Consider the following 21,037-nt stretch of genomic DNA (forward strand, 5'->3'; position numbering starts at 1 on the left):
CGGTATGCCTTTCACCTCAATGTCATGCGCAAACGTGCCGCACGCCACGGTCAGCATGTGCATTGACAACAACCTCGCAGCGCAGCATCATTGTCGCATGATCACGACTTCGTGCGCCGTTCTGTCGTCGAAAAAAGCTCCCCTCCCGGGGACACGAGATCGCGCGCGATAAGATCACCTTCGCATTCAACCGATCCCGAGACCCCGCCGCTTGGACGGGGTTTTTTGTTGGTCCCGTCTCCGGCTTTGCCTTCTCAAGGAGATGGAACATGACTGAGCTACACCAGCAATTGCAGGGCCTCTGGCTGCCCCTGATCACGCCGTTCCGCGACGGCGAACTCGACGCCACCTCGCTGCGCCGCCTCGTGCGGCATTATGCCGGCGGCCCCGTCGACGGCTTCATCCTCGGCGCAACCTCCGGTGAAGGCATGGCGCTGAGCACCGATGAGCTGGAAGGGCTGGTCAGCGTCGTGCTCGACGAGCTCAGTGCCAACTCCCGCCATCTGCCGGTCTGCCTCGGGCTCTCCGGCGCCTCGACCGCCAAGATGAAGGAGACGCTGGATGATACGGCCGATTGGCCGATCAACGGCTATCTGATCGCGAGCCCCTACTACACCAGGCCGTCGCAACGCGGGCTGGTGCAGCACTTCAACGCGCTGGCCGATCACGCGTCGTGGCCGATCGTGCTCTACAACATCCCCTATCGAACGGCGGTGAACCTCACCAACGAGACACTGCTGACGCTCGCCGAACATCCCAACATCGCCGGCATGAAGGATTGCAGCGCCGACCGCGCACAGTCGATCGACTTCCTCAACCGGCGGCCGGCCGGCTTCCGCGTGCTGACCGGCGAGGATGCGCAAACCTTCGACGCACTCTCGGACGGCGCCGACGGCGCGATCCTGCTGTCCGCACATCTGGAGACCAACATTTTCGCCTCGATCCGCACGCTGCTGCAGCAGGGCAAGCGCGATGCCGCGCTGACGGCCTGGCAGAGCGTCGTCGGCCTGACCCGGCTGCTGTTCGCCGAACCGAGCCCCGCACCGGCCAAGCACTGGCTGTGGCGGCAGGGGCTGATCGACAGCCCCGAGGTGCGGCTGCCGATGGTCGAGGTGAGCGAGGATCTCGCGACCTGGCTCGATGCCGAAATGGAGTGCCGTGCGCAGCTGTTGCTGCCGGCGTGACTCTTGTAGGCTCGTAGCCCGGATGGAGCGAAGCGTAATCCGGGGTCGTCACCACGCGGTGAGACCGACCCGGATTACGCTGCGCTTCATCCGGGCTACGCACCGCATGTCCCTCGCCCAGCGTGCAGGCGAGGGACAAAGACTTCAATCCAGCTTCACCCTCGACAGCCTGAGCGCGTTGCCGATCACGCTGACCGAAGACAGCGCCATCGCGGCGGCGCCGACCATCGGCGACAGCAGGATGCCGAACAGCGGATAGAGCACGCCGGCGGCGATCGGCACGCCGGCGGCATTGTAGACGAAGGCGAACGCCAGGTTCTGGCGGATGTTGCGCATGGTCGCGACCGACAGGCGCCGCGCACGGATCAGGCCCATCAGGTCGCCGGTCAGCAGCGTGATCCCTGCGCTCTCGATCGCGACATCGGTGCCGCCGCCCATCGCGATGCCGACATCGGAAGCCGCCAGCGCCGGCGCGTCGTTGACGCCGTCGCCCGCCATCGCGACAATGCGGCCCTCGCCGCGCAGCCGCTGCACCACCTCGCTCTTGCGCTCCGGCAGCACGCCGGCCTCGACCTCGTCGATGCCGAGCGTCTTCGCCACCGCGCGCGCGGTGGTCTCGTTGTCGCCGGTCAGCATCACGATGCGCAGGCCCTCGGCACGCAGCGCCTGCAGCGCGCCGGCCGCCGACGGCTTGACCGGATCGGCGATCGCGATCACGCCGGCGACGCGGCCGTCGACCGCGACATAGATCGCCGTCGCGCCGTCGCGGCGCGCGGCTTCGGCGGCCTCATCGAGCGCTGACGTTGCCACCTTCAGTTCGCCCATCAGCATCGCATTGCCGAGCGCAACCTGCTTGCCCTCGACCGCGCCGGTCGCGCCCTTGCCGGAGGGCGAGGCAAAGTTGCTGACGGCGGAGGTAGCGAGCTTGCGTTCCCCGGCGGATGCGATGATGGCCCGCGCCAGCGGATGCTCGCTGCCCTGCTCGACGCTGGCGGCAAGGCGCAGCAGATCACCCTCATCGAACCCCTCGGCGGCGATGATGCGCACGACCTTCGGCTTGCCCTCGGTGAGCGTGCCGGTCTTGTCGATGACGAGCGTGTCGATCGCCTCCATGCGCTCCAGCGCCTGGGCGTCGCGGATCAGGATGCCGGAATGCGCGCCGCGGCCGACGCCGACCATGATCGACATTGGCGTGGCCAGTCCCAGCGCGCACGGGCAGGCGATGATCAAGACGGTCACAGCGGCGACCAGCGCGAAGGTCAGCCGCGGCTCGGGGCCGAACACCGTCCAGGCGATGAAGGCGAGCGCGGCGGCGGCGATCACCGCCGGCACGAACCAGCCGGCGACGCGATCGGCGAGCCGCTGGATCGGCGCGCGCGAGCGCTGCGCCTTCGCCACCATGTCGACGATCCGCGACAGCATGGTGTCGCGGCCGACCTTGTCGGCGCGCATCACGAGGCCGCCGCTCTGGTTGACGGTGCCGCCGATCACATTCGCGCCTTCGGCCTTCGTGACCGGCATCGATTCACCCGTGACCATGGATTCGTCGATCACGGCGCTGCCCTCGATGACGACGCCGTCGACCGGCACCTTCTCGCCGGGACGCACGCGCAGGCGATCGCCGACCTTGATGGCGTCGATGTCGATATCCTCGTCACCATGTTCGGTGATGCGGCGCGCGGTCTTGGGCGCGAGACCGAGCAGCGCGCGGATCGCGCCCGAGGTCTGCGCGCGGGCGCGCAGTTCCAGCACCTGGCCGAGCAGCACCAGCACCGTGATCACGGCGGCCGCCTCGAAATACACCGCGACCGCGCCATGCATGTCGCGGAATGCCGGCGGGAACAGCTGCGGCGCCAGCGTCGCGACCACGCTGTAGAGATAGGCGACGCCGGTGCCCATCGCGATCAGCGTGAACATGTTGAGATTGCGCGTCACGACCGATTGCCAGCCGCGCACGAAGAACGGCGCGCCGGCCCACAGCACGACCGGCGTCGCCAGCACGAACGAGATCCAGTTCGACCAGCCCATCGGCACCAGCTGCATCAGCCCGAGATGGCTGCCCATCTCGAGCACGAACACCGGCAAGGTCAGCGCGAGACCGATCCAGAACCGCCTGGTCATATCGATCAATTCGGGATCGGGGCCGTCGTCGAGCGAGACCTGCTCGGGCTCCAGCGCCATCCCGCAGATCGGGCAGGAGCCGGGGCCGACCTGGCGCACCTCAGGATGCATCGGGCAGGTGTAGATCGTGCCGGCGGGCATCGGCGGCTCAGCCTCGCGCGGCTTGAGGTACTTGTCCGGCTCGGCCTCGAAACGCTCGCGGCAGCGGCCGCTGCAGAACAAATACTCCTCGCCCTGGTAGCTGAAGCGATGCTTGGCGGTCGCCGGGTTGACCTTCATGCCGCAGACCGGATCGATCGCGAACGCGGCCTCGGCCGGCGTGGCGGCGTGCTCATGCTTGCCGCCGCAGCAGGAATGCCCGGCCGCGCCATGATGGTGGTGATCCGCGTGCGAATGGTCGTGCTCTGCGTGTGCCACGAAACTCTTCCCGGCCGGTATTCCGGCCTCTTGATTTACATACCCTAGGGGGGTATATGAGCCCCATGAGAGACGACGTCAAGACATCCTGTTTAAAACGGCTCAAACGGATCGAGGGTCAGATCCGCGGATTGGCTGCCATGGTCGAGGACGACCGCTATTGCATCGATGTGGTGACGCAGATCGCCGCCGCGCGCGCAGCACTGCGCCGCGTCGAGGAGGAAGTGCTGCGCGATCATGTCGCGCATTGCGTGGAGCATGCGATCTCGTCCGGCGACAAGGCCGACCAGCGGCGCAAGATCGCCGAGCTGATGGACGTGATCGGGCGGGCGGATAGGTAGAGTGCTGTTTGGCTGTGCGCTCTCAGCACACCCCGTGTCGTCCCCGGTCGCGCTTCGCTTGCCCGGGACGACGAATGGAGAAATCGAAGCTAGACCGCGCTCAGGTATTGAACCTGAAATGCATCACGTCGCCGTCGGCGACGACGTACTCCTTGCCTTCCAGCCGCAGCTTGCCGGCATCGCGGGCGCCGGCTTCGCCGTTGCCGGCGATGTAATCGTCGTACGCAATGGTCTCGGCGCGGATAAAGCCCTTCTCGAAATCGGTATGGATCACGCCGGCGGCGGCGGGCGCCTTGGTGCCGCGGTCGATGGTCCAGGCGCGGGCTTCCTTCGGGCCGACGGTGAAATAGGTGATGAGGTCGAGCAGCCGGTAGCCGGCGCGGATCAGGCGATCGAGCCCGGCCTCTTCGAGGCCCAGCGTCTCCAGGAAATCGGTACGCTCCTCACGCGACAGCGTCGCGATCTCGGATTCGATCTTGGCCGAGATCACCACCGCGACCGCGCCCTCTTCCTTGGCGCGCTCGAACACCGCCTTGGAGAAATTGTTGCCGTCTTTCGCCGAGCCTTCCTCGACGTTGCAGACATAGAGCACGGGCTTCGAGGTCAGGAGCCCAAGCATCCGGAAGGCACGCTCCTCCTCCGGCTTGCGCTCCAGAGCACGCGCCGGCTTGCCGTCGCGCAGCAGCACCAGCGCGCGGTTGACCAGCTCGAGCTGCTCCTTGGCTTCCTTGTCGTTACCCTTGGCCTTCTTCGAGAGATTGTCGACGCGCTTCTCGAGGCTGTCGAGATCCGACAGCATCAGCTCGGTCTCGATGGTCTCGATGTCGGCGAGCGGCGCGATCTTGCCTTCGACATGGGTGATGTCGGAATCCTCGAAGCAGCGCACCACATGGGCGATGGCGTCGACCTCGCGGATGTTGGCGAGGAACTGGTTGCCGAGGCCTTCGCCCTGCGAGGCGCCGCGCACCAGGCCCGCGATATCGACGAAGGTCAGCCGGGTCGGGATGATCTGCGCGGACTTGGCGATCGCCGACAGCTTCTCCAGCCGCGGATCGGGCACCGCCACCTCGCCGACATTCGGCTCGATGGTGCAGAACGGATAGTTGGCCGCCTGGGCGGCCGCCGTCTCGGTCAGCGCATTGAACAGCGTCGACTTGCCGACGTTAGGCAGCCCGACGATCCCGCATTTGAATCCCATGTCTTCCTCTATCGATCCTCGTCATGCCCGGCGTCGTGCCGGGCGCGACCACAAGGGGATCAGGCCGGCTTCTCGCCGCCGTTCTCACCCTTGTCGAAAAATCCCTTGGCCTGCATCGTCAGATGCACCTTGTTCGCAAACGACGCGTCGTGCCCCGCCGCCAGCAGGCCGGCATTGTCGGCGACGGCCTGGCACAACGCCTCCACCCACCCCCGGTCGCTCTTGGCGAAGTCCGACAGCACGTGGCTGTGCACCAGCTCCTTGACGCCGGGATGACCGATCCCGAGCCGCACCCGCCGATATTCGTTGCCGATATGTGCCGAGATCGAGCGCAGCCCGTTATGGCCGGCAATCCCGCCGCCGATCTTGACCCGCACCTTGGCAGGCGGCAGTTCGAGCTCGTCCTGGAACACGGTGATATCGGCGGGGGCGAGCTTGAAGAAGTTCGCTGCTTCCTGCACCGCGCGCCCGGACTCGTTCATGTAGGTGGTCGGCTTCAGCAGCACGATCTTGTCACGATCGACGACGCCTTCGGAGGTCTCGCCCTGAAAGCGACGGCGCCATGGTGCGAAACCATGACGCCGTTGAATCTCGTCGACCGCCAGGAAACCGATATTGTGCCGGTTGCTGGCGTATTTCGCGCCGGGATTACCGAGACCGACAAAAAGGCGCATGGCACGGCATCCCGCGCCGGCGCGCCATCAGACGATCGCGCGCCGACCTGATCGATTACTTCTTCTTGTCGCCACCGGCGGGGGCCTTGGCACCCGCGGCCGGAGCCGCAGCACCCGCAGCCGGAGCGGCAGCAGCCGGAGCCGCAGCACCCGCGGCCGGAGCCGCAGCGCCACCGGCAGCCGCCGCAGCTGCGGCCTTCTGCTCTTCGGCGTAGCCGGACGGCGGCACGATGGTGACCAGCGTCGCGTCCTCGCAGGTCAGCGACTTCACGCCCTGAGGCAGTTTGACGTCGCTCAGATGCAGCGAATAGCTGATCTCCAGCGCACCGACATCGGCCTCGATATATTGCGGGATGTTATCGACCGCGCATTCGAGGTCGAGCGTGTGGGTGACGATGTTGACGGTGCCACCGCGCTTGACGCCCGGCGAGCTTTCGCCATTCACGATGTGCAGCGGCACGCTGACGCGGATGGTGGCGCCTTCGCCGAGCCGCATGAAGTCGACATGGACCGGGAAGTCCTTCACCGGATCGAGGTGGTAGTCGCGCGGAATCACGCGATGCTTCTTGCCCTCGAGATCGATGTCGAACAGCGTGGTCAGGAACCGGCCCGCCAGGATGCGCTGGCGCAGTTCACGATCGTCGACCGAGATGGTGACGGGGGGCTGGTTGTCTCCGTAGATCACTCCGGGAACTCTCCCGGCGCGACGCTCTGCCCGGGCGGCCCCCTTGCCGCTCTTCGGACGCGCGGTCGCCTTCAATTCCTTGACGGTCGCCATAGCGTTAAGTCCTTGTATTTAAAAAGTTAAAGGCCGCAGCGCGGCCCATGCTCAAGTCCACAGCAAGCCTCCAGGGGTGCGGGGGCCGCGGACGTGGCGGGCTTTTAGCCCCAAAGGGCAGAAATGACAAGGAAATGAAGGGATTTTTCTCACCCTCCCCTGGAGGGGGAGGGTCGGACCGCATGCAGCGAAGCGGAATGCGGGCCGGGGTGGGGTGATCTCTCAACACGGGCACCGTTTGGGGTGGAGGGACCGTCACCCCACCCCGCCTCACATTCGCTGCGCTCATTGTGAGGCGACCCTCCCTCTCCAGGGGAGGGTGAAAAAGATCAGCTCGCCGAACCGCCGAGCTTGGCTTCCAGCGCGGCGATCCGGGCCTTCAGCGCCTCGTTCTCCTCGCGGGCCAGGCGGGCCATGTCCTTGACCGCGTCGAATTCCTCGCGCTTGACCACGTCGAGGTCGCGCAGGATGCGCTCGGCCTGGTTGCGCATGACCGTGTCGACCTCGCGCTTGACGCCCTGGGCGGCGCCCGCGGCATCGTTCATCAGACGGCCGATCTCATCGAAAAACCGGTTGCTGGTCTGGGTCATCTCGCAAAACTCTCCGCATTCACTGGCTCGCGCAGAAGACAATGGCGATGTCCGCCATCCGGTTCAAGTCCGCCGCGAATGGCAGGCCTCCCGAGGCTTGCCTTGTCATGCTCCGGTTTCCTTGCAATCGTATGAACTCACAACAGAAATCGCACACATAACGCGAGCAGAAACGCCATGATCGAACAGACCGTCGAGATCCCGACCAAGGACGGCAAGACCACCACCTTCATCACCCATCCCGAGCGCGGCGGCCCCTTCCCGGTCGTCATCTTCTACATGGACGCACCGGCGATCCGCGAGGAGCTGCGCGACATGGCGCGCCGGCTCGGCACGTCAGGCTATTATGTGATGCTGCCGAACATGTATTACCGCGCCGGCGTGATGGAGCTCGGCCCGATCAATCCCGACCCGGAATCACCGGAGCGCAAGCGGATGTTCGAGCTGATGCACTCGCTCAACATTCCCCTCGTCATGGAAGACACCAGGGGCCTGCTCGCCTATGCCGAGACGCAGAAGGCGGCCAACACCAAGATCATCGGCACCGTCGGCTATTGCATGAGCGGCCGCTATGCGGTGAACGCGGCGACCCATTTCGGCGATCGGGTCAAGGCCGCCGCCTCGGTCTACGGCACGCATCTGGCGACCGACCAGCCCGACAGCCCGCATCTTGCCGCGCAAAAGACCAAGGCCGAACTCTATTTCGCCTGCGCCGAGACCGATATCTACGCGCCTCAGGAAATCATCGAGCAGGTGAAGGCCGGCATGAAGGGATCGAACAACGAGGTCGAGATCTATCCCGGCACCCATCACGGCTTTGCGTTCCCCAAGCGCCCGGTCTATGACCGCGACGCCGCCGAACGCCATTGGGAGCGGCTGCTCGCGCTTTACCGGCGCAACCTCGTGAACTGAGTCTCAACCCGCACGATGCCGTTCCTGCTGATCGACTTCCCGGTGTTCAACCCCGTCGCGCTCGCGCTCGGGCCGATCGTGATCCGCTGGTACGCACTGGCCTACATCGTCGGCATCGTGCTGGGCTGGATCTACGCCCGCTCGCTGATCAAGAAAGAAAGGCTGTGGGGCGGGCCGGCGCCGATCACGCTGCCGCAGCTCGACGATTTCATCCTCTGGGTCACCATCGGCATCATCGTCGGCGGCCGCACCGGCTACGTGCTGTTCTACAATCTGCCGTTCTTCATGGCGCACCCGTCCGAGATCCTGGAACTGTGGAAGGGCGGCATGTCGTTCCACGGCGGCTTCCTCGGCTGCGTCGCCGCGGTGATGCTGTTTGCCCGCCGCAACAACATCCCGATCCTGTCGCTCGGCGACATCACCACCGCGGTGGCGCCGATCGGGCTGTTCCTCGGCCGGCTCGCCAATTTCATCAACAGCGAATTGTGGGGCCGGCACGCCGAGGCGAGCCTGCCCTGGGCGATGATCTTCCCCAACGGCGGGCCGCTGCCGCGGCATCCGAGCCAGCTCTATGAGGCCGGGCTCGAGGGCATCGTGCTGTTTTTGGCGCTGGCGATCATGATCCGGATGGGCGCACTGAAGCGGCCCGGCCTGATCCTCGGCAGCTTCATTGCGATCTACGGCATCGCCCGAATCATCGGCGAGCATTTCAGGGAGCCCGATCCGCAACTCGGTTTCCTGTGGGGCGGATTAACCATGGGCATGCTGCTGTCGGTGCCAATGATCATCGTGGGCGCTATCATCATCACGGCCGCCGTCCGCCGCCCGGCGAACGAGCCGGCGCCAAGTTCGACCTCAACAAGTTCGACGTGACGCAAGTGCAATCCCAAGTGCAATCCAAGGAAGGCCGTGAACGAACCCTCCCCGCTGCTGGATGAGATCAGGAAGCTGATCAAGCTGTCCGGGCCGATGCCGGTCTGGCGCTACATGGAATTGTGCCTGATGCATCCGCAGTACGGCTATTACCTGTCGCGCGATCCGCTCGGCCGCGAGGGCGATTTCACCACCGCGCCCGAGGTCAGCCAGATGTTCGGCGAGCTGCTCGGGCTATGGAGCGCCTCGATCTGGCGCGCGATCGGCTCGCCGGAGACGCTCCGCCTGATCGAGCTCGGGCCCGGCCGCGGCACCATGATGTCGGATGCGCTGCGTGCGCTGCGCGTGCTGCCGCCGCTCTACCAGTCGCTCAGCATCCACCTCGTCGAGGTCAATCCGGTGCTGCGCGAGAAGCAGTACGCCACGCTGACCGGCGTGCGCAACATCACCTGGCACGACAGCATCGACGACGTGCCCGAGGGGCCGGCGGTGATCCTGGCCAACGAATATTTCGATGTGCTGCCGATCCACCAGATGGTCCGCCGCGAGACCGGCTGGCACGAGCGCACGGTCGGGATGGATGCCAATGGCAACCTGTATTTCGCGCCCGCCTCCGAGCCGACGCCGCATTTCGAGGTGTTGCTGCCGCCTTTGGTGCGCGCCGCCCCGCTCGGCGCGGTGTTCGAATGGCGGCCCGACAACGAGATCATGAAGCTCGCCACGCGGGTGCGCGACCAGGACGGCGCCGCGCTGATCATCGATTACGGCCATTTGCGCAGCGACGCCGGCGACACCTTCCAGGCGATCGCGCGCCACAGCTTCGCCGATCCGCTGAAGAACCCGGGACAGGCCGACGTCACGGCGCATGTCGATTTCCAGGCCCTGGCCCGCGCCGCCGAAGATGTCGGCGCCCGCGTCCACGGGCCGGCGACGCAGGGCGACTTCCTCAAGCGCCTCGGCGTCGAGGCGCGCGCCGCCGGGCTGATGGCGAAGGCAAGCCCCGAGGTCTCCGCCGACGTCGCCGGCGCGCTGAAACGCCTGACCGATTCCGGCCGTGGCGGGATGGGCTCGATGTTCAAGACGATCGCCGTCTCCAATCCGCATCTCACCACGATCGCTGGCCTCAGCGATCAGCCTGACGAGACCGAACAATGACCTTGGGATCATCGCTGCTGTCGGCCATTCCGGGCCTGCGCCATGCCTTCTTCTCGCGCGAGGGCGGCGTCTCGCACGGCATCTATGCCGGCCTCAATGGTGGGCTCGGCTCGCGCGACGATCCGGCCAGGGTCACGGAGAACCGGCGGCGGATGGCGGAGCAGCTCGGGGTGCCGCTCGACCATTTGATCAGCGTGCATCAGGTGCACTCGCCCGACGTCGTCGTGGTGGACAGCCCGTGGAACGGCGCGCCCCGTCCGAAGGCGGACGCACTCGTCACGCGCACCGAAGGGCTTGCGATCTCGGTCACGACGGCCGACTGCGGCCCGATCCTGTTCGTCGATCCCAATGCGCGGGTGATCGGCGCGGCGCATGCCGGCTGGAAGGGCGCGCTGACCGGCGTGCTGGAATCGACCATCGATGCGATGGAAAAGCTCGGCGCCGAGCGCGGCGGCATCGTCGCCGCGATCGGCCCGCTGATCCGCAAGGAGTCCTACGAAGTCGGCAACGAATTCGTCGAACGCTTCATCGAGGCCGACGCGGAGAACGGCATGTTCTTCATGCCTGCCGAACGCGACGGACATGCGATGTTCGATCTCGCCGGCTTCATCCGGATGCGGCTGGAAAATGCCGGCGTGCTGATGATCGACGATCTCGGCATCGACACTTATTCCGACGAGCGCTGCTTCAGCTACCGCCGCTCCGTGCACCGCAAGGAAGCCGATTACGGCCGGCTCGTTCACGCCATTGCGCTGGAAGGCTGACGCCGGGCGGCGTCCTCCTCATTTTTGTGCGACAAGCGTCTTGACTCTCCACCTGCTGGAGGCCGGACAAGCGGCGCATGACACAACGCACCTACAGCATCGGCGAGGCGGCGCGGCTCAGCGGAATCAGTGTCCGCAAGCTCCGCTTCTATTCGGACCAGGGGTTGCTGCCGCCGGCCGGCCGCACCGCGAGCGGCTATCGCGTCTTCACCGACGACGAGTTGGTCCGCCTCGACCTGATCCGCTGCCTGCGCGATGCGGGGCTCGGTCTCGACGCCATCCGTGAGGTCCTTTCCAAGGAGCTCTCGCTGGTCGAGGCACTGAAGCTCCGCCTCGAAACGCTGGAAGCGGAGATCGCGGCGCAGCGCCGGGTCGCCTCGGCGCTGCGGGCTGCGTTGCGCTCACCGCAACTCACCGAAGCAGATTTGAGGAGATTCCTGACCATGACGCAGCTGTCCCGCGCCGAGCGCCGCAACGTCGTCGAAAGCTTCTTCGAGAAAGTGTCCGATGGCATCAACATCGATCGGAAATGGGTACGGCAGATGATCGAGACGACGGTGCCGGAATTACCCGACGAGCCGACACCCGAGCAATGCGATGCTTGGATCGAGCTTTCCGCGATTCTCGACGATCCATCCTTTGTCGCCAACATGCGCGCCAATGCCAGCGACGCCTGGGATCGCGACGCCTTCGATATGGAGGCCTGCGGGCTGCGAGCGACGCCATCGTGCGCGAGGCAAAGCAGGCGATCGACGACGGGCTCGAACCAACGTCTGACAACGGCAGCGCGATCGCGCGACGATGGCTGGAAGCCTCGGCCCGATTGATGGGCCGGCAGCCCGACCTGGATTTCCGCAACTGGCTTCGCGCCAAATACGCCCAGCATGACGACCGCGCCGCACGGTATTGGGAATTGGTCGCTATCATGCGGGGGCAGCGGCCCGACAGCAGCCCAAACCGGGAATGGGCCTGGATCGTCGATGCCATGCGGCATCATCTCGCTGACTGACGAGGAATTCGATCCTGTCCCCGCGCCGCGGCCGACCGGTCGACTGTTAAGCGCTGTGGCCGTCCTGCCCTAGACGTTAAGCCATTTTAACGATATCGCAGGACGCAATGAGGGAAGCGTCAAACCACCAGTTTCAAACTGGGACAGTCGTGCGTGCCGCGATCGCAGCCGGATGGCTGGCGATCGCATGCACCCTTGGCGGCTGCGCGGCCGGCGGCAACGTCGCCGACTCCTACGCAATGGCCACGCCGGCGAGCGGCGGCGCAACCGTCGCGTTCGAATCGATCGACGGCCCGCCCCCCCAGGTGTTCGACCGCATGGTGGGCGTGCTCGACAGCGAATCCAAGCTGCGCAGCCTGTCGATCGTGTCGCGCGAGGGCACCGCCGCCTATCGCGTGCGCAGCTATCTGTCGGCGCAGGTGGTGCGCGGCCGCACCGTGATCGCGTGGGTGTGGGACGTCTACGACAGCAACCAGCAACGGGCTCTGCGGCTCTCCGGCGAGGAGCCCGCCGGCAAGGCCGGCCGCGACGCCTGGGCCGCCGCCGACGATCTGGTGCTGCGCAAGATCGCCCAGGCCGGCCTCAGCGGCCTGTCCGGCATGATCAATGGCGGCCCGGCCGATGGCCCGGCGCCCGCCCCGGCCCCCGAGCTCCGAGGACCCGCGATGGTCAGCGCCCCGGCCGCGCCGGAGACCGTGGCGCTCAGCTATTCCGCCAACTAACCCCCGGTATCTCCCGGGGAAAGGCGTTTTTTGCCCAGGAAAACCGCAGTCGAGGCGGGCTAATGGGTTGCCATCCGAGCCGCCTGCCTGATATTCCCTCGCGCACCGAAAACCCGCCGGTTCTGTAAGGACTTGAGATGCTGAACGTCGTATCCAGCAAGGCGCGGGGGGAAGCATCGATGTCGGCAAAGAACGGATCAATCAAGCTCGTCGCCGGCAACTCCAATCCTGCGCTGGCGCAGGACATCGCCAAGGGACTTGGCATCGAGTTGACCAAGGCCGTGGTCCGGCGCTTCGCCGACATGGAGATCTTCGTCGAGATCCAGGAGAACGTCCGCGGCTCGGACATGTTCATCCTGCAGTCGACGTCGTTTCCGGCGAACGACAATCTGATGGAACTCTTGATCATCACCGACGCGCTGCGCCGTTCCTCGGCGCGCCGCATCACCGCGGTGGTGCCGTATTTCGGCTACGCCCGGCAGGATCGCCGGTCCGGCTCGCGCACCCCGATCTCGGCGAAGCTCGTCGCCAACCTGATCTCGCACGCCGGCATCGACCGCGTCATGACGCTCGACCTGCACGCCGGCCAGATCCAGGGCTTCTTCGACATCCCGACCGACAACCTCTTCGCAGCACCCTTGATGGTGCGCGACATCAAGGAGAAGTTCGACCTCGCCAAGGTGATGGTGGTGTCGCCCGACGTCGGCGGCGTGGCGCGTGCCCGCGGCCTCGCCAAGCGCATCAACACCCCGCTCGCGATCGTCGACAAGCGCCGCGAGCGCCCCGGTGAGTCCGAGGTGATGAACGTGATCGGTGACGTCGCCGGCTACAACTGCATCCTGGTCGACGACATCGTCGATTCCGGCGGCACGCTGGTGAACGCGGCCGAGGCGCTGATCGCGCACGGCGCCAAGGAGGTCTCGGCCTACATCACCCACGGCGTGCTGTCCGGCGGCGCCGCCGCGCGGATCGCCTCGTCGCGCCTGAAGGAGCTGGTCATCACCGACTCGATCCTGCCGACGGAAGCCGTCAACAAGGCGCCGAACATCCGCCAGATCTCGATCGCCGGCCTGATCGCCGAAGCGATCGGCCGCACCGCGGCGGAAGAGTCGGTCTCGAGCCTGTTCGATTAAGCCCCACTGTCGTCCCGGCGGAAGCCGGGACCCATAACCACAGCCTGGGTCGTTGCGCGGGCTGTGGCTCCAGCGTTGTAAGCCAATACAAATTCGTGGTTATGGGTCCCGGCCTGCGCCGGGACGACACTGAATATGCGGCGGCTGCTTCGTCAAAACCCCGGCCGCGGCACGTGGCTCATCAGCGTCCGCGCATAGCCGCCATCGACGATGATCTCCTCACCATTGATGTAGGACGAGCGATCGCTCGCCAGGAACAGGGTCGCATCCGCCATGTCCTGCGGCGCGCCGATCCGGCGCATCGGCACCACGGCGGTGCGCCGCTCGGTGACCCCGGGCGTGTCGTAGAACGCCTGGCTCATCGGCGTCACGACGAGGCCCGGACTGACCACATTGCTGCGGATGCCGTGCGGTCCCCATTCGGCGGCGAGCTGCTGCGAGAGCATCACGACGGCGGCCTTGCCGACGCTGTAGGCGCCGCTCTGCCCTTGCGCGTTGCTGGCGGCGATCGAGGCGATGTGGATCAGGCTGCCGCCGCGCGCTTTACGCATCTGGCGGCCGAATGCCTGCGCGCAGATGAAATAGCCGGTGAGATTGATCGCGAGCACCGCGTTCCATTCGGCGAGCGGCAGCGTGTCGAGCCCGCCAGGGCGCAGCACGGCGGCGGTGTTGACCAGGATGTCGCAAGAACCGAGCGCGCGCCCGACGGCGTCAGCGGCGGCCGCGACGTTGTCCTCGCTGGTCGTGTCGCATGTTGCGACGAGATGGCCGTCGCCGAACTCGCGCAGCTTTGCCTTGGTCTCGGCAAGCCCGCGTTCGTCGCGATCGAGCGCGGCGACCTTGACGCCGGCGCGCGCAAAACTGACCGCGGTGGCACGGCCGATGCCGCCGCCTCCGCCGGTGACGACGGCAACGCGGCCCGAGAGGCCGAGCCAGTCGGAGGAATGTTGTTCGGTCATGAGCGCCTCCCGCGCGTTCTGATTTATGCCGGCAAGCATAACCGAACACGCGGGCGGCGAGAGCGACCCCGGCACGCATGCCGGAGCAGCTTTTGCGTTGGGCCTTGAGCTAGCCGGGAATCCCCGCCGCGACCTGGCCGCGCAATCGCTCGAGGCTGTGCAGCGTGTTGGCGCAGGCCTCCGCGACCTCGATCCCCTTGATCACGAAGTGCTTGCGGAAGAAGTCGTAATGCACCTCGGTCTCGTGGAATTGCTGCGGCGTCAACACCGCCGAGAACACCGGCACCTCGGTGCGCAGCTGCACATCCATCAGCGCCTTGATCACGGTGTCCGCGACGAATTCGTGGCGGTAGATGCCGCCATCGACGACGAGCCCGGCGGCGACGATCGCGGTGTAGCGGCGCGTCTTCGCCAGCAGCTGCGCGTGCAGCGGGATCTCGAACGAACCCGGCACCTCGAACACATCGACATTGGTGATGTGGCGCGCCTCGATCTCCTTCAGGAACGAGATGCGGCACTCTTCCACCACATCGCGGTGCCAGGACGATTGCACGAAGGCAACGCGCTGCGGCTTGGCAAAATGCGGATGCTCCGGCGTCGGCGGACTGGCCGGCGTATCGGGAACGCTTTCTGTCTGGGAGGTGTGGGCTTGAGAAGCTTGGACGTCTTGGTCTTGCAACATCTGATTCATGGCTTTCCTCTTTCAGGACCAGAATCAGGGCACACGGACAACGACACGAGCCCACGCGAAAATCGCGTCGGCTGCCGCAACCGTTCTCTTTCATCCGGACTGTAACCGTCGGCTTCGGAATTGCACCGAATCTGCTGACCCTTTTTCCGGCTTCGCGGAACAAGGCGCTCGCGGGCTTGGGCTCATCGCCCTTTACCGCCGGTGGGGATTTTCACCCCGCCCTGAGAACATCGGCACGCCCGGGATGGACGCGCCTGAGACGAAATATGACCAAAGCGCGACAGCCGGGCAAGGCCTTTGGCATGGGCAAACAGCATGTCCCCATGAGCGCGTTGCGGCCCTTGCGGGGGCGATGCGAGCGCCCGGAGGCTGATTCACGCGTGCGGCGAAACGCCTGCAAATGGTTAACAAATCGTTACTCGAACGCGGAGATTCCGATTTGTTCGCAAAATCACAAGTGTGGCGGAGATCAGCTGTGGACGATGCGCGCTTTGGCTGTGGACGGACTCGGCGTGCGGTTGCGCGGATTCCGCAAATCACATCACTTCATCGGCGTCAGGTCCAGGGGCATCCGGAAGCCCACATCAGGAGCTGTACTCGGCCACGACGCAGTATGTCGCAAGTGCCGGCTTCCGTGTGCGTATCAAGCGATCATAAGAACAAGGTCCGAGACGGCATGTCCCTCCTCGAAAGCATTATCGATTCCCGGAACAACCCGCTTGCGGTGGTCGAGGATATCGCCACCGACAACAACTGGGCGTTCGAGCGTTCCGGCGAAGACGAGGTGACGATCGTCTCCAAGGGAGACTGGATCGATTATCAGCTCTCCTTCACCTGGATGGGAGAGATCGAGGCGCTGCATCTTGCCTGCGCCTTCGACATGAAGATGCCGCAGGCGCGCCGCGCCGAGGTGCAGCGGCTGGTCGCCGCGATCAACGAACAATTGTGGGTCGGCCATTTCGATCTGTGGACCCACACCGGCATGGTGATGCATCGTCAGGCGCTGGTACTGCCCGGCGGGCTCACTGCGTCCACCGCGCAATGCGAGGCCATGGTGGTCAACGCGATCCACGCCTGCGAACGCTACTATCCGGCGTTCCAGTTCGTGGTGTGGGCCGGCAAGTCGACCGCCGAAGCGATGGCGGCTGCGATGTTCGACACCGAGGGCGAGGCGTAAGCGTTTCGCTTCAGCGGCTCCCCCCAAATTCGGTGTCGTCCCGGCCTAGTGCGCAATTGCGCACGGGGGCCGGGACCCATACTCCGCGGCCACGGAGTTTAGGCAAACTGCTTGTGGCTGATCGCTCGTCTCACTAGAACCGGCTGTGGTTATGGGTCCCGGCCTTCGCCGGGACGACGTGAGAATTTGCGGAGCCAGCCGTGAACACAAGCAGCGCACTAAAAAACACCACCGGCACCATCGCGCTTGCGGGCGCGGGCAAGATGGGCGGCGCCATGCTGACCGGCTGGCTCGCGCAGGGTCTTGCGCCCGCGCGTGTCGCGGTGATCGATCCGTATCTCTCGCCGGAGATTTCCGCGCTCGCCGCCAAGGGCGTGCGGCTCAACCCGCAGGCGGCGGAGCTCGGCACCGTCGACACGCTGGTCGTCGCGGTGAAGCCGCAATCGTTCCGCGACGCCGGCGCGGCGCTGAAGGCGCTCGTCGGTCCGTCGACGCTCGTGGTCTCGATCATGGCTGGCACGACGATGTCAGCGCTGGAAGAAGTGGTCGGCGGCGCGGTGGTGCGCGCGATGCCGAACACACCGGCGGCGATTGGCCGCGGCATCACGGTCGCCGTGCCGTCAGCGCGTGTCACTGCCGCGCAGCGCGCGATGACCGATGCGCTGCTGAAGGCGACCGGGCTGGTCGAATGGGTCGACGATGAAGGCTTGATGGACGCGGTGACCGCGGTCTCCGGCTCCGGCCCGGCCTATGTCTTCCTGCTCGCCGAGGAGCTCGCCCGCGCCGGCGTCGCGGCCGGCCTGCCCGAGCAGCTTGCGACCACGCTGGCGCGCGCGACCGTCGCCGGCTCCGGCGAATTGCTGCATCGCTCGGATCTGCCGTCGGTAACCCTGCGGCAGAACGTCACCTCGCCCGGCGGTACCACGGCGGCCGCACTCGAGGTGCTGATGGCGAGCGATGGGATGCAGCCGCTGATGACCCGCGCGATCGCCGCGGCGACAAGGCGCTCAAAGGAATTGGCGAAGTAGCACTCTAACAAACCCGTCACCCCCGCGCAAAGGCTTCGCCTTTGTCGCTGGAGGCGCTCGCGCCAGCGAGCCTCGAAGGGTGCACGGCCTGTGGCCCATCCTTCGAGGCTCGCTCCGCTCGCACCTCAGGATGACGTGGAGTATGCGGGCTACGTCGCCCCGAGCCGCTTGTTAAAACTCTCGACATTGATCAGGCCGCGGGCGTGGCGGCCTTCGCCGAGCTTGCGCGTGCCCTCGAAGGCTTCGACCTCGAAGCGGATCACGCGGCGCTCGACCGCGATCACCTTTGCGGTGGTCCGCACCGTAGCCCCGACCAGGGCAGCGGCGAGATGACGGATATCGACCTCGGTCCCGACGGTGACCCAGCCGGGCTGCAACGCGGCGCGGATCGCATCGCCTGACGCCATCTCCATCTCGAGGATCATCATCGGCGTCGCATAGACCATCGGCATGCCCGGCACGAAATGCCCGACGGTGCGCTCCGGCGGCACCACGAGCATGCGCTCGGCGCTCATGCCGATGGTGATGAAATCGCGTGCGTCCATGGGTGCCTCAAAACAGATGTCGTCCCGGGCAAGTGAAGCGCGACCCGGGACCCATAACCACGGATATCAATTGGTCGAAGGCTGGGGCTCCAGCGAGCGTAAGAACCGGCATCGGTGGTTATGGGTCCCTGCTTCAGTGCGCAATTGCGCACAAGGCAAGGACGACCCGTGGAGAGATGGGGGCTATTTCTTCGCCGCAGCGGCGCGCTCGACGAAGGTCTTGCCGCCCTTCATCTTGTGATGCAGCGGCGCTTCGTTGATCTGGATCACGACGGCATCAGCGTCGACGCCGAGGTTCTTCACCAGCGCCTGGGTGATGTCGCGCATCATGCCGGCCTTCTGCTCGTCGGTGCGGCCGGCGGCCATGCTCACGGTGATCTCAGGCATCGGAATAACTCCCTGGTTGTCGTTGACGCGCAAACCGATCATCTGCCGGTCCGGCGGGCGCGCCATCTTTTTGAAGATGGCTGCGCGGGTCAAGCCCGCGCATGGCAAACCAGCTATCCCCACGCCACGTCATGCCGCGCCAAGACCTCGCGGACCTTGGCGACCAGATCGGCCTCGGCGCAGGAGAATTGCGCCGGGCGCGTTTCGCGCCATTCCTGGTTGGAGGCGATCGCGGCCGCAGCCTTGGCGCCTTCGATCAGATCCTTGATCTGCACCTCGCCGCGCGCCTTCTCATCCGAGCCCTGGATGATCACGCAGGGCGAGTTGCGACGATCGGCATATTTGAGCTGGTTGCCCATGTTCTTCGGATTGCCGAGATAAAGCTCGGCGCGGATGCCGGCCTGGCGCAGCTGCGCGACCATCTTCTGATAGTCGGCGACGCGATCGCGGTCGAACACGGTGACGACGACGGGGCCGAACGCGGCCTGGGTATCGAGCTGGCTGAGCATCGTTAGCGCGGCCTGCAACCGCGAGACGCCGATCGAGAAGCCGGTCGCCGGCACCGGCTCGCCGCGGAAGCGCGAGACCAGGCCGTCATAGCGGCCGCCGCCGCCGACCGAGCCGAACCGCACCGGGCGGCCCTTCTCGTCCTTGGTGTCGAGCAGCAGCTCAACTTCGTAGACCGGGCCGGTGTAATATTCGAGGCCGCGAACAACGGTCGGATCGATGCGGATGCGATCGGCGCCGTAGCCGGACGCCGCGACCAGCTTGGCGATCTCTTCGAGTTCGCTCACGCCGGCCCGCCCGACTTCGCTCTTCGCCAGATAGGTCTCCGCCGCGGCAATGGCCTCGCGCCAATCCGCGCGCTGCTGCGTGACGGCCAGCACGATATCGGCATCCGCCGGGCTCAGCTCGGCGCCCTTGGTGAAGTCGCCCTTGCCCTCTTCGCCGCCATCCCAACGACCGGGGCCAAGCAGCTTGCGAACCTCGTCGGCGGGAAACTTGTCGAGCTTGTCGATCGCGCGCAGCACGGTGAGCCTGCGGCCTGCGTTGTCGTCGCCGCCGAGACCGATCGCCTCGAGCACACCGTCGAGCACCTTGCGGTTGTTCACCTTCACGACATAGGAGCCGCGCGGAATCCCGAGCGCTTCCATCGTGTCGGCCGCCATCATGCAGATCTCGGCGTCGGCCGCCGGCGTCGCCGAGCCAACCGTGTCGGCGTCGAACTGCATGAACTGGCGGAAGCGGCCGGGACCGGGCTTCTCGTTGCGGAAGACATAGCCGAACCGGTACGACCGGTACGGCTTCGGCAGCGCGTCGAAATTCTCAGCGACATAGCGCGCCAGCGGCGCGGTCAGGTCGTAGCGCAGCGAGATCCACTGCTCGTCATCGTCCTGGAACGAGAACACGCCCTCGTTGGGACGGTCCTGGTCGGGCAGGAATTTGCCGAGCGCGTCGGTATATTCCATCGCCGGTGTCTCGACCGGCTCGAAGCCGTAGAGCTCATAGACGGCGCGGATCTTCTCGACCATCGCCCGCGTGGCATTGATCGCGGCCGGGCCGCGATCTTCCAGTCCGCGCGGCAGGCGCGCCTTCAGTTTCTGGGGTTTTTTGGGTTTCTCGGCCATTGGCGGCATTTATCAGTGGACGCGCAAAGCGGCAACCCGCTCTGCGCCCCGCCGCGGCCAAAACGCCGGCCCTCAGGGCTGCTCCATCCGCGCGCGCAGGGCGTCGGCGTCGGCCTTCGGCATCGATTTCAACAGCGGCTTGATGGTCTCGCCGCCGACGATTTTGCCGTTGCGCATGAACATCCAGTCGGAGATGTCGGCCTCCTTGAATTCGACGAGGTCGCCGGCCCGCTTGCCCGGCAAGTCGCGCGGCTGGTTGGCGAACCGGCCCGAATAACTGCCATTGGGTAGCTTCTTCACTTCGCGCAGCCAGATGTGCTCGCCCTCGTTGCGATGGGTCGGAAAGCGGACCTTGAGCGAGTGCTGGGTCTCCGAGGGCTTCGGCGCCTCGTAGGAGGCCCAGAACGCCGAAAGGGTCTCGCGCGCATGGCCGATGGCGGCGTTCATCTCCGGGTCGGCGGTGCGGACATCGATCACCGGCGAGCGGTCCTCGGCGCGGGCGGTGTTGGTTCCGGCGAGCGCACATGCAGCCGCGATCAGCACGGCACAGGTCAGACGAGCTACGGGAGTTTTGGTCATGTCATCACGCAAATGGGGGATTGTTGGAAGCGGAGGCGAGACTTTGTCGCGCGCTCGCGGCAGGCCGTTCATGCGATGACGGCCGACAACACGGAAAAATGACGACCGAGGCGAAGCGTCTGCGTGCTTGCTGGAGTTCCAAAGCGAAAGCGCCTCTTCCTTTGCAAAGGAA

At 65.9% G+C, this 21,037-nt stretch carries 21 protein-coding genes, 1 pseudogene and 1 riboswitch; of the genes and pseudogenes, 11 read left to right on the top strand and 11 right to left on the bottom strand.

Annotated elements, in window-relative coordinates:
- The first annotated feature begins 269 nt into the window (after positions 1 to 269).
- Positions 270 to 1,184, top strand: a complete 915-nt coding sequence (dapA, locus tag BRSPCE3_RS26695) for a 4-hydroxy-tetrahydrodipicolinate synthase (protein WP_244069265.1) — start codon at positions 270 to 272, stop codon at positions 1,182 to 1,184.
- A gap of 144 nt (positions 1,185 to 1,328) precedes the next feature.
- On the opposite strand, the gene BRSPCE3_RS26700 is transcribed toward dapA, so the two are convergent.
- A complete protein-coding gene (locus tag BRSPCE3_RS26700; protein ID WP_283843171.1) occupies positions 1,329 to 3,722 on the bottom strand; it encodes a heavy metal translocating P-type ATPase in 2,394 nt (797 codons plus the stop codon).
- A 65-nt stretch (positions 3,723 to 3,787) separates the two neighbouring features.
- On the opposite strand from BRSPCE3_RS26700, the gene BRSPCE3_RS26705 reads away from it, so the two are divergent.
- Positions 3,788 to 4,063, top strand: coding sequence for a metal-sensitive transcriptional regulator (locus tag BRSPCE3_RS26705; RefSeq protein ID WP_244069266.1), 276 nt, complete (start codon positions 3,788 to 3,790; stop codon positions 4,061 to 4,063).
- A 100-nt stretch (positions 4,064 to 4,163) separates the two neighbouring features.
- Here BRSPCE3_RS26705 and ychF read toward each other — a convergent pair whose 3' ends face one another.
- From ychF to BRSPCE3_RS26725, 4 genes are all read right to left on the bottom strand, one after another.
- Positions 4,164 to 5,261, bottom strand: a complete 1,098-nt coding sequence (ychF, locus tag BRSPCE3_RS26710) for a redox-regulated ATPase YchF (RefSeq protein ID WP_244069267.1) — start codon at positions 5,259 to 5,261, stop codon at positions 4,164 to 4,166.
- 59 nt (positions 5,262 to 5,320) lie between these two features.
- Positions 5,321 to 5,935: an aminoacyl-tRNA hydrolase gene (gene pth / locus BRSPCE3_RS26715; RefSeq protein ID WP_244069268.1), complete on the bottom strand. Its 615-nt coding sequence runs from the start codon at positions 5,933 to 5,935 to the stop codon at positions 5,321 to 5,323.
- A 55-nt stretch (positions 5,936 to 5,990) separates the two neighbouring features.
- Positions 5,991 to 6,713 (bottom strand): 50S ribosomal protein L25/general stress protein Ctc, encoded by a 723-nt coding sequence (locus BRSPCE3_RS26720; RefSeq protein WP_244069269.1) that lies wholly within the window; start codon positions 6,711 to 6,713, stop codon positions 5,991 to 5,993.
- A 329-nt stretch (positions 6,714 to 7,042) separates the two neighbouring features.
- The gene (locus tag BRSPCE3_RS26725; RefSeq protein WP_244069271.1) at positions 7,043 to 7,303 is read right to left on the bottom strand and encodes an accessory factor UbiK family protein; all 261 of its coding nucleotides are present in this window, start codon (positions 7,301 to 7,303) and stop codon (positions 7,043 to 7,045) included.
- Positions 7,304 to 7,480: 177 nt separating this feature from the next.
- On the opposite strand from BRSPCE3_RS26725, the gene BRSPCE3_RS26730 reads away from it, so the two are divergent.
- The 7 genes and pseudogenes from BRSPCE3_RS26730 to BRSPCE3_RS26760 all read left to right on the top strand — a co-directional run bounded on the left by BRSPCE3_RS26730 (position 7,481) and on the right by BRSPCE3_RS26760 (position 13,871).
- Complete coding sequence (locus BRSPCE3_RS26730; RefSeq protein WP_244069272.1) at positions 7,481 to 8,215, top strand: dienelactone hydrolase family protein; 735 nt, start codon at positions 7,481 to 7,483, stop codon at positions 8,213 to 8,215.
- Between the two features lie 15 nt (positions 8,216 to 8,230).
- Positions 8,231 to 9,088, top strand: a complete 858-nt coding sequence (gene lgt, locus BRSPCE3_RS26735; protein WP_244069273.1) for a prolipoprotein diacylglyceryl transferase — start codon at positions 8,231 to 8,233, stop codon at positions 9,086 to 9,088.
- A 96-nt stretch (positions 9,089 to 9,184) separates the two neighbouring features.
- On the top strand, positions 9,185 to 10,243 hold the full coding sequence (locus tag BRSPCE3_RS26740) for a class I SAM-dependent methyltransferase (protein ID WP_244069496.1): 1,059 nt from the start codon (positions 9,185 to 9,187) through the stop codon (positions 10,241 to 10,243).
- The gene (pgeF, locus tag BRSPCE3_RS26745) at positions 10,240 to 11,007 is read left to right on the top strand and encodes a peptidoglycan editing factor PgeF (protein WP_244069274.1); all 768 of its coding nucleotides are present in this window, start codon (positions 10,240 to 10,242) and stop codon (positions 11,005 to 11,007) included. Before BRSPCE3_RS26740 ends, pgeF begins: the two co-directional genes overlap by 4 nt.
- A gap of 77 nt (positions 11,008 to 11,084) precedes the next feature.
- Positions 11,085 to 12,016: pseudogene (locus BRSPCE3_RS26750) on the top strand (MerR family transcriptional regulator).
- Positions 12,017 to 12,123: 107 nt separating this feature from the next.
- A complete protein-coding gene (locus BRSPCE3_RS26755; protein ID WP_244069277.1) occupies positions 12,124 to 12,738 on the top strand; it encodes a hypothetical protein in 615 nt (204 codons plus the stop codon).
- A 179-nt stretch (positions 12,739 to 12,917) separates the two neighbouring features.
- On the top strand, positions 12,918 to 13,871 hold the full coding sequence (locus tag BRSPCE3_RS26760) for a ribose-phosphate pyrophosphokinase (RefSeq protein WP_244069278.1): 954 nt from the start codon (positions 12,918 to 12,920) through the stop codon (positions 13,869 to 13,871).
- A gap of 152 nt (positions 13,872 to 14,023) precedes the next feature.
- Here BRSPCE3_RS26760 and BRSPCE3_RS26765 read toward each other — a convergent pair whose 3' ends face one another.
- Entirely contained in the window at positions 14,024 to 14,830 is an 807-nt protein-coding gene (locus tag BRSPCE3_RS26765; protein WP_244069279.1) for an SDR family NAD(P)-dependent oxidoreductase, read from the bottom strand.
- Between the two features lie 109 nt (positions 14,831 to 14,939).
- A complete protein-coding gene (locus BRSPCE3_RS26770) occupies positions 14,940 to 15,521 on the bottom strand; it encodes a 6,7-dimethyl-8-ribityllumazine synthase (RefSeq protein ID WP_244069280.1) in 582 nt (193 codons plus the stop codon).
- A 78-nt stretch (positions 15,522 to 15,599) separates the two neighbouring features.
- A riboswitch (FMN riboswitch) is annotated at positions 15,600 to 15,754 on the bottom strand.
- A gap of 443 nt (positions 15,755 to 16,197) precedes the next feature.
- Between BRSPCE3_RS26770 and BRSPCE3_RS26775 the strand changes: the two genes are divergently transcribed.
- On the top strand, positions 16,198 to 16,698 hold the full coding sequence (locus tag BRSPCE3_RS26775) for a YbjN domain-containing protein (RefSeq protein ID WP_016844492.1): 501 nt from the start codon (positions 16,198 to 16,200) through the stop codon (positions 16,696 to 16,698).
- A 263-nt stretch (positions 16,699 to 16,961) separates the two neighbouring features.
- Positions 16,962 to 17,726: a pyrroline-5-carboxylate reductase gene (proC, locus tag BRSPCE3_RS26780; RefSeq protein ID WP_244069497.1), complete on the top strand. Its 765-nt coding sequence runs from the start codon at positions 16,962 to 16,964 to the stop codon at positions 17,724 to 17,726.
- Between the two features lie 149 nt (positions 17,727 to 17,875).
- Here proC and BRSPCE3_RS26785 read toward each other — a convergent pair whose 3' ends face one another.
- The 4 genes from BRSPCE3_RS26785 to BRSPCE3_RS26800 all read right to left on the bottom strand — a co-directional run bounded on the left by BRSPCE3_RS26785 (position 17,876) and on the right by BRSPCE3_RS26800 (position 20,865).
- Positions 17,876 to 18,271, bottom strand: coding sequence for a thioesterase family protein (locus BRSPCE3_RS26785; RefSeq protein ID WP_244069281.1), 396 nt, complete (start codon positions 18,269 to 18,271; stop codon positions 17,876 to 17,878).
- Between the two features lie 183 nt (positions 18,272 to 18,454).
- Entirely contained in the window at positions 18,455 to 18,658 is a 204-nt protein-coding gene (locus BRSPCE3_RS26790) for a tautomerase family protein (protein ID WP_044538952.1), read from the bottom strand.
- A gap of 113 nt (positions 18,659 to 18,771) precedes the next feature.
- A complete protein-coding gene (gene hisS, locus BRSPCE3_RS26795) occupies positions 18,772 to 20,286 on the bottom strand; it encodes a histidine--tRNA ligase (RefSeq protein WP_244069282.1) in 1,515 nt (504 codons plus the stop codon).
- 72 nt (positions 20,287 to 20,358) lie between these two features.
- Positions 20,359 to 20,865 carry a YegJ family protein gene (locus BRSPCE3_RS26800; protein WP_244069283.1) on the bottom strand — a complete coding sequence of 169 codons (507 nt, stop codon included), beginning with the start codon at positions 20,863 to 20,865 and terminating at the stop codon, positions 20,359 to 20,361.
- Positions 20,866 to 21,037 lie beyond the last annotated feature (172 nt).

It is taken from the genome of Bradyrhizobium sp. Ce-3 (genome assembly GCF_022835695.1).
Taxonomy (GTDB): Bacteria; Pseudomonadota; Alphaproteobacteria; order Rhizobiales; family Xanthobacteraceae; genus Bradyrhizobium.

Bases quoted from the DNA above. Each gene is read 5' to 3' on its own strand.
- dapA (WP_244069265.1), top strand. From the start codon at position 270: ATGACTGAGCTACACCAGCAATTGCAGGGCCTCTGGCTGCCCCTGATC.
- BRSPCE3_RS26705 (WP_244069266.1), top strand. From the start codon at position 3,788: ATGAGAGACGACGTCAAGACATCCTGTTTAAAACGGCTCAAACGGATC.
- ychF (WP_244069267.1), bottom strand. From the start codon at position 5,261: ATGGGATTCAAATGCGGGATCGTCGGGCTGCCTAACGTCGGCAAGTCG.
- pth (WP_244069268.1), bottom strand. From the start codon at position 5,935: ATGCGCCTTTTTGTCGGTCTCGGTAATCCCGGCGCGAAATACGCCAGC.
- BRSPCE3_RS26720 (WP_244069269.1), bottom strand. From the start codon at position 6,713: ATGGCGACCGTCAAGGAATTGAAGGCGACCGCGCGTCCGAAGAGCGGC.
- BRSPCE3_RS26725 (WP_244069271.1), bottom strand. From the start codon at position 7,303: ATGACCCAGACCAGCAACCGGTTTTTCGATGAGATCGGCCGTCTGATG.
- BRSPCE3_RS26730 (WP_244069272.1), top strand. From the start codon at position 7,481: ATGATCGAACAGACCGTCGAGATCCCGACCAAGGACGGCAAGACCACC.
- lgt (WP_244069273.1), top strand. From the start codon at position 8,231: ATGCCGTTCCTGCTGATCGACTTCCCGGTGTTCAACCCCGTCGCGCTC.
- BRSPCE3_RS26740 (WP_244069496.1), top strand. From the start codon at position 9,185: ATGCCGGTCTGGCGCTACATGGAATTGTGCCTGATGCATCCGCAGTAC.
- pgeF (WP_244069274.1), top strand. From the start codon at position 10,240: ATGACCTTGGGATCATCGCTGCTGTCGGCCATTCCGGGCCTGCGCCAT.
- BRSPCE3_RS26755 (WP_244069277.1), top strand. From the start codon at position 12,124: ATGAGGGAAGCGTCAAACCACCAGTTTCAAACTGGGACAGTCGTGCGT.
- BRSPCE3_RS26760 (WP_244069278.1), top strand. From the start codon at position 12,918: ATGTCGGCAAAGAACGGATCAATCAAGCTCGTCGCCGGCAACTCCAAT.
- BRSPCE3_RS26765 (WP_244069279.1), bottom strand. From the start codon at position 14,830: ATGACCGAACAACATTCCTCCGACTGGCTCGGCCTCTCGGGCCGCGTT.
- BRSPCE3_RS26770 (WP_244069280.1), bottom strand. From the start codon at position 15,521: ATGAATCAGATGTTGCAAGACCAAGACGTCCAAGCTTCTCAAGCCCAC.
- BRSPCE3_RS26775 (WP_016844492.1), top strand. From the start codon at position 16,198: ATGTCCCTCCTCGAAAGCATTATCGATTCCCGGAACAACCCGCTTGCG.
- proC (WP_244069497.1), top strand. From the start codon at position 16,962: ATGGGCGGCGCCATGCTGACCGGCTGGCTCGCGCAGGGTCTTGCGCCC.
- BRSPCE3_RS26785 (WP_244069281.1), bottom strand. From the start codon at position 18,271: ATGGACGCACGCGATTTCATCACCATCGGCATGAGCGCCGAGCGCATG.
- BRSPCE3_RS26790 (WP_044538952.1), bottom strand. From the start codon at position 18,658: ATGCCTGAGATCACCGTGAGCATGGCCGCCGGCCGCACCGACGAGCAG.
- hisS (WP_244069282.1), bottom strand. From the start codon at position 20,286: ATGGCCGAGAAACCCAAAAAACCCCAGAAACTGAAGGCGCGCCTGCCG.
- BRSPCE3_RS26800 (WP_244069283.1), bottom strand. From the start codon at position 20,865: ATGACCAAAACTCCCGTAGCTCGTCTGACCTGTGCCGTGCTGATCGCG.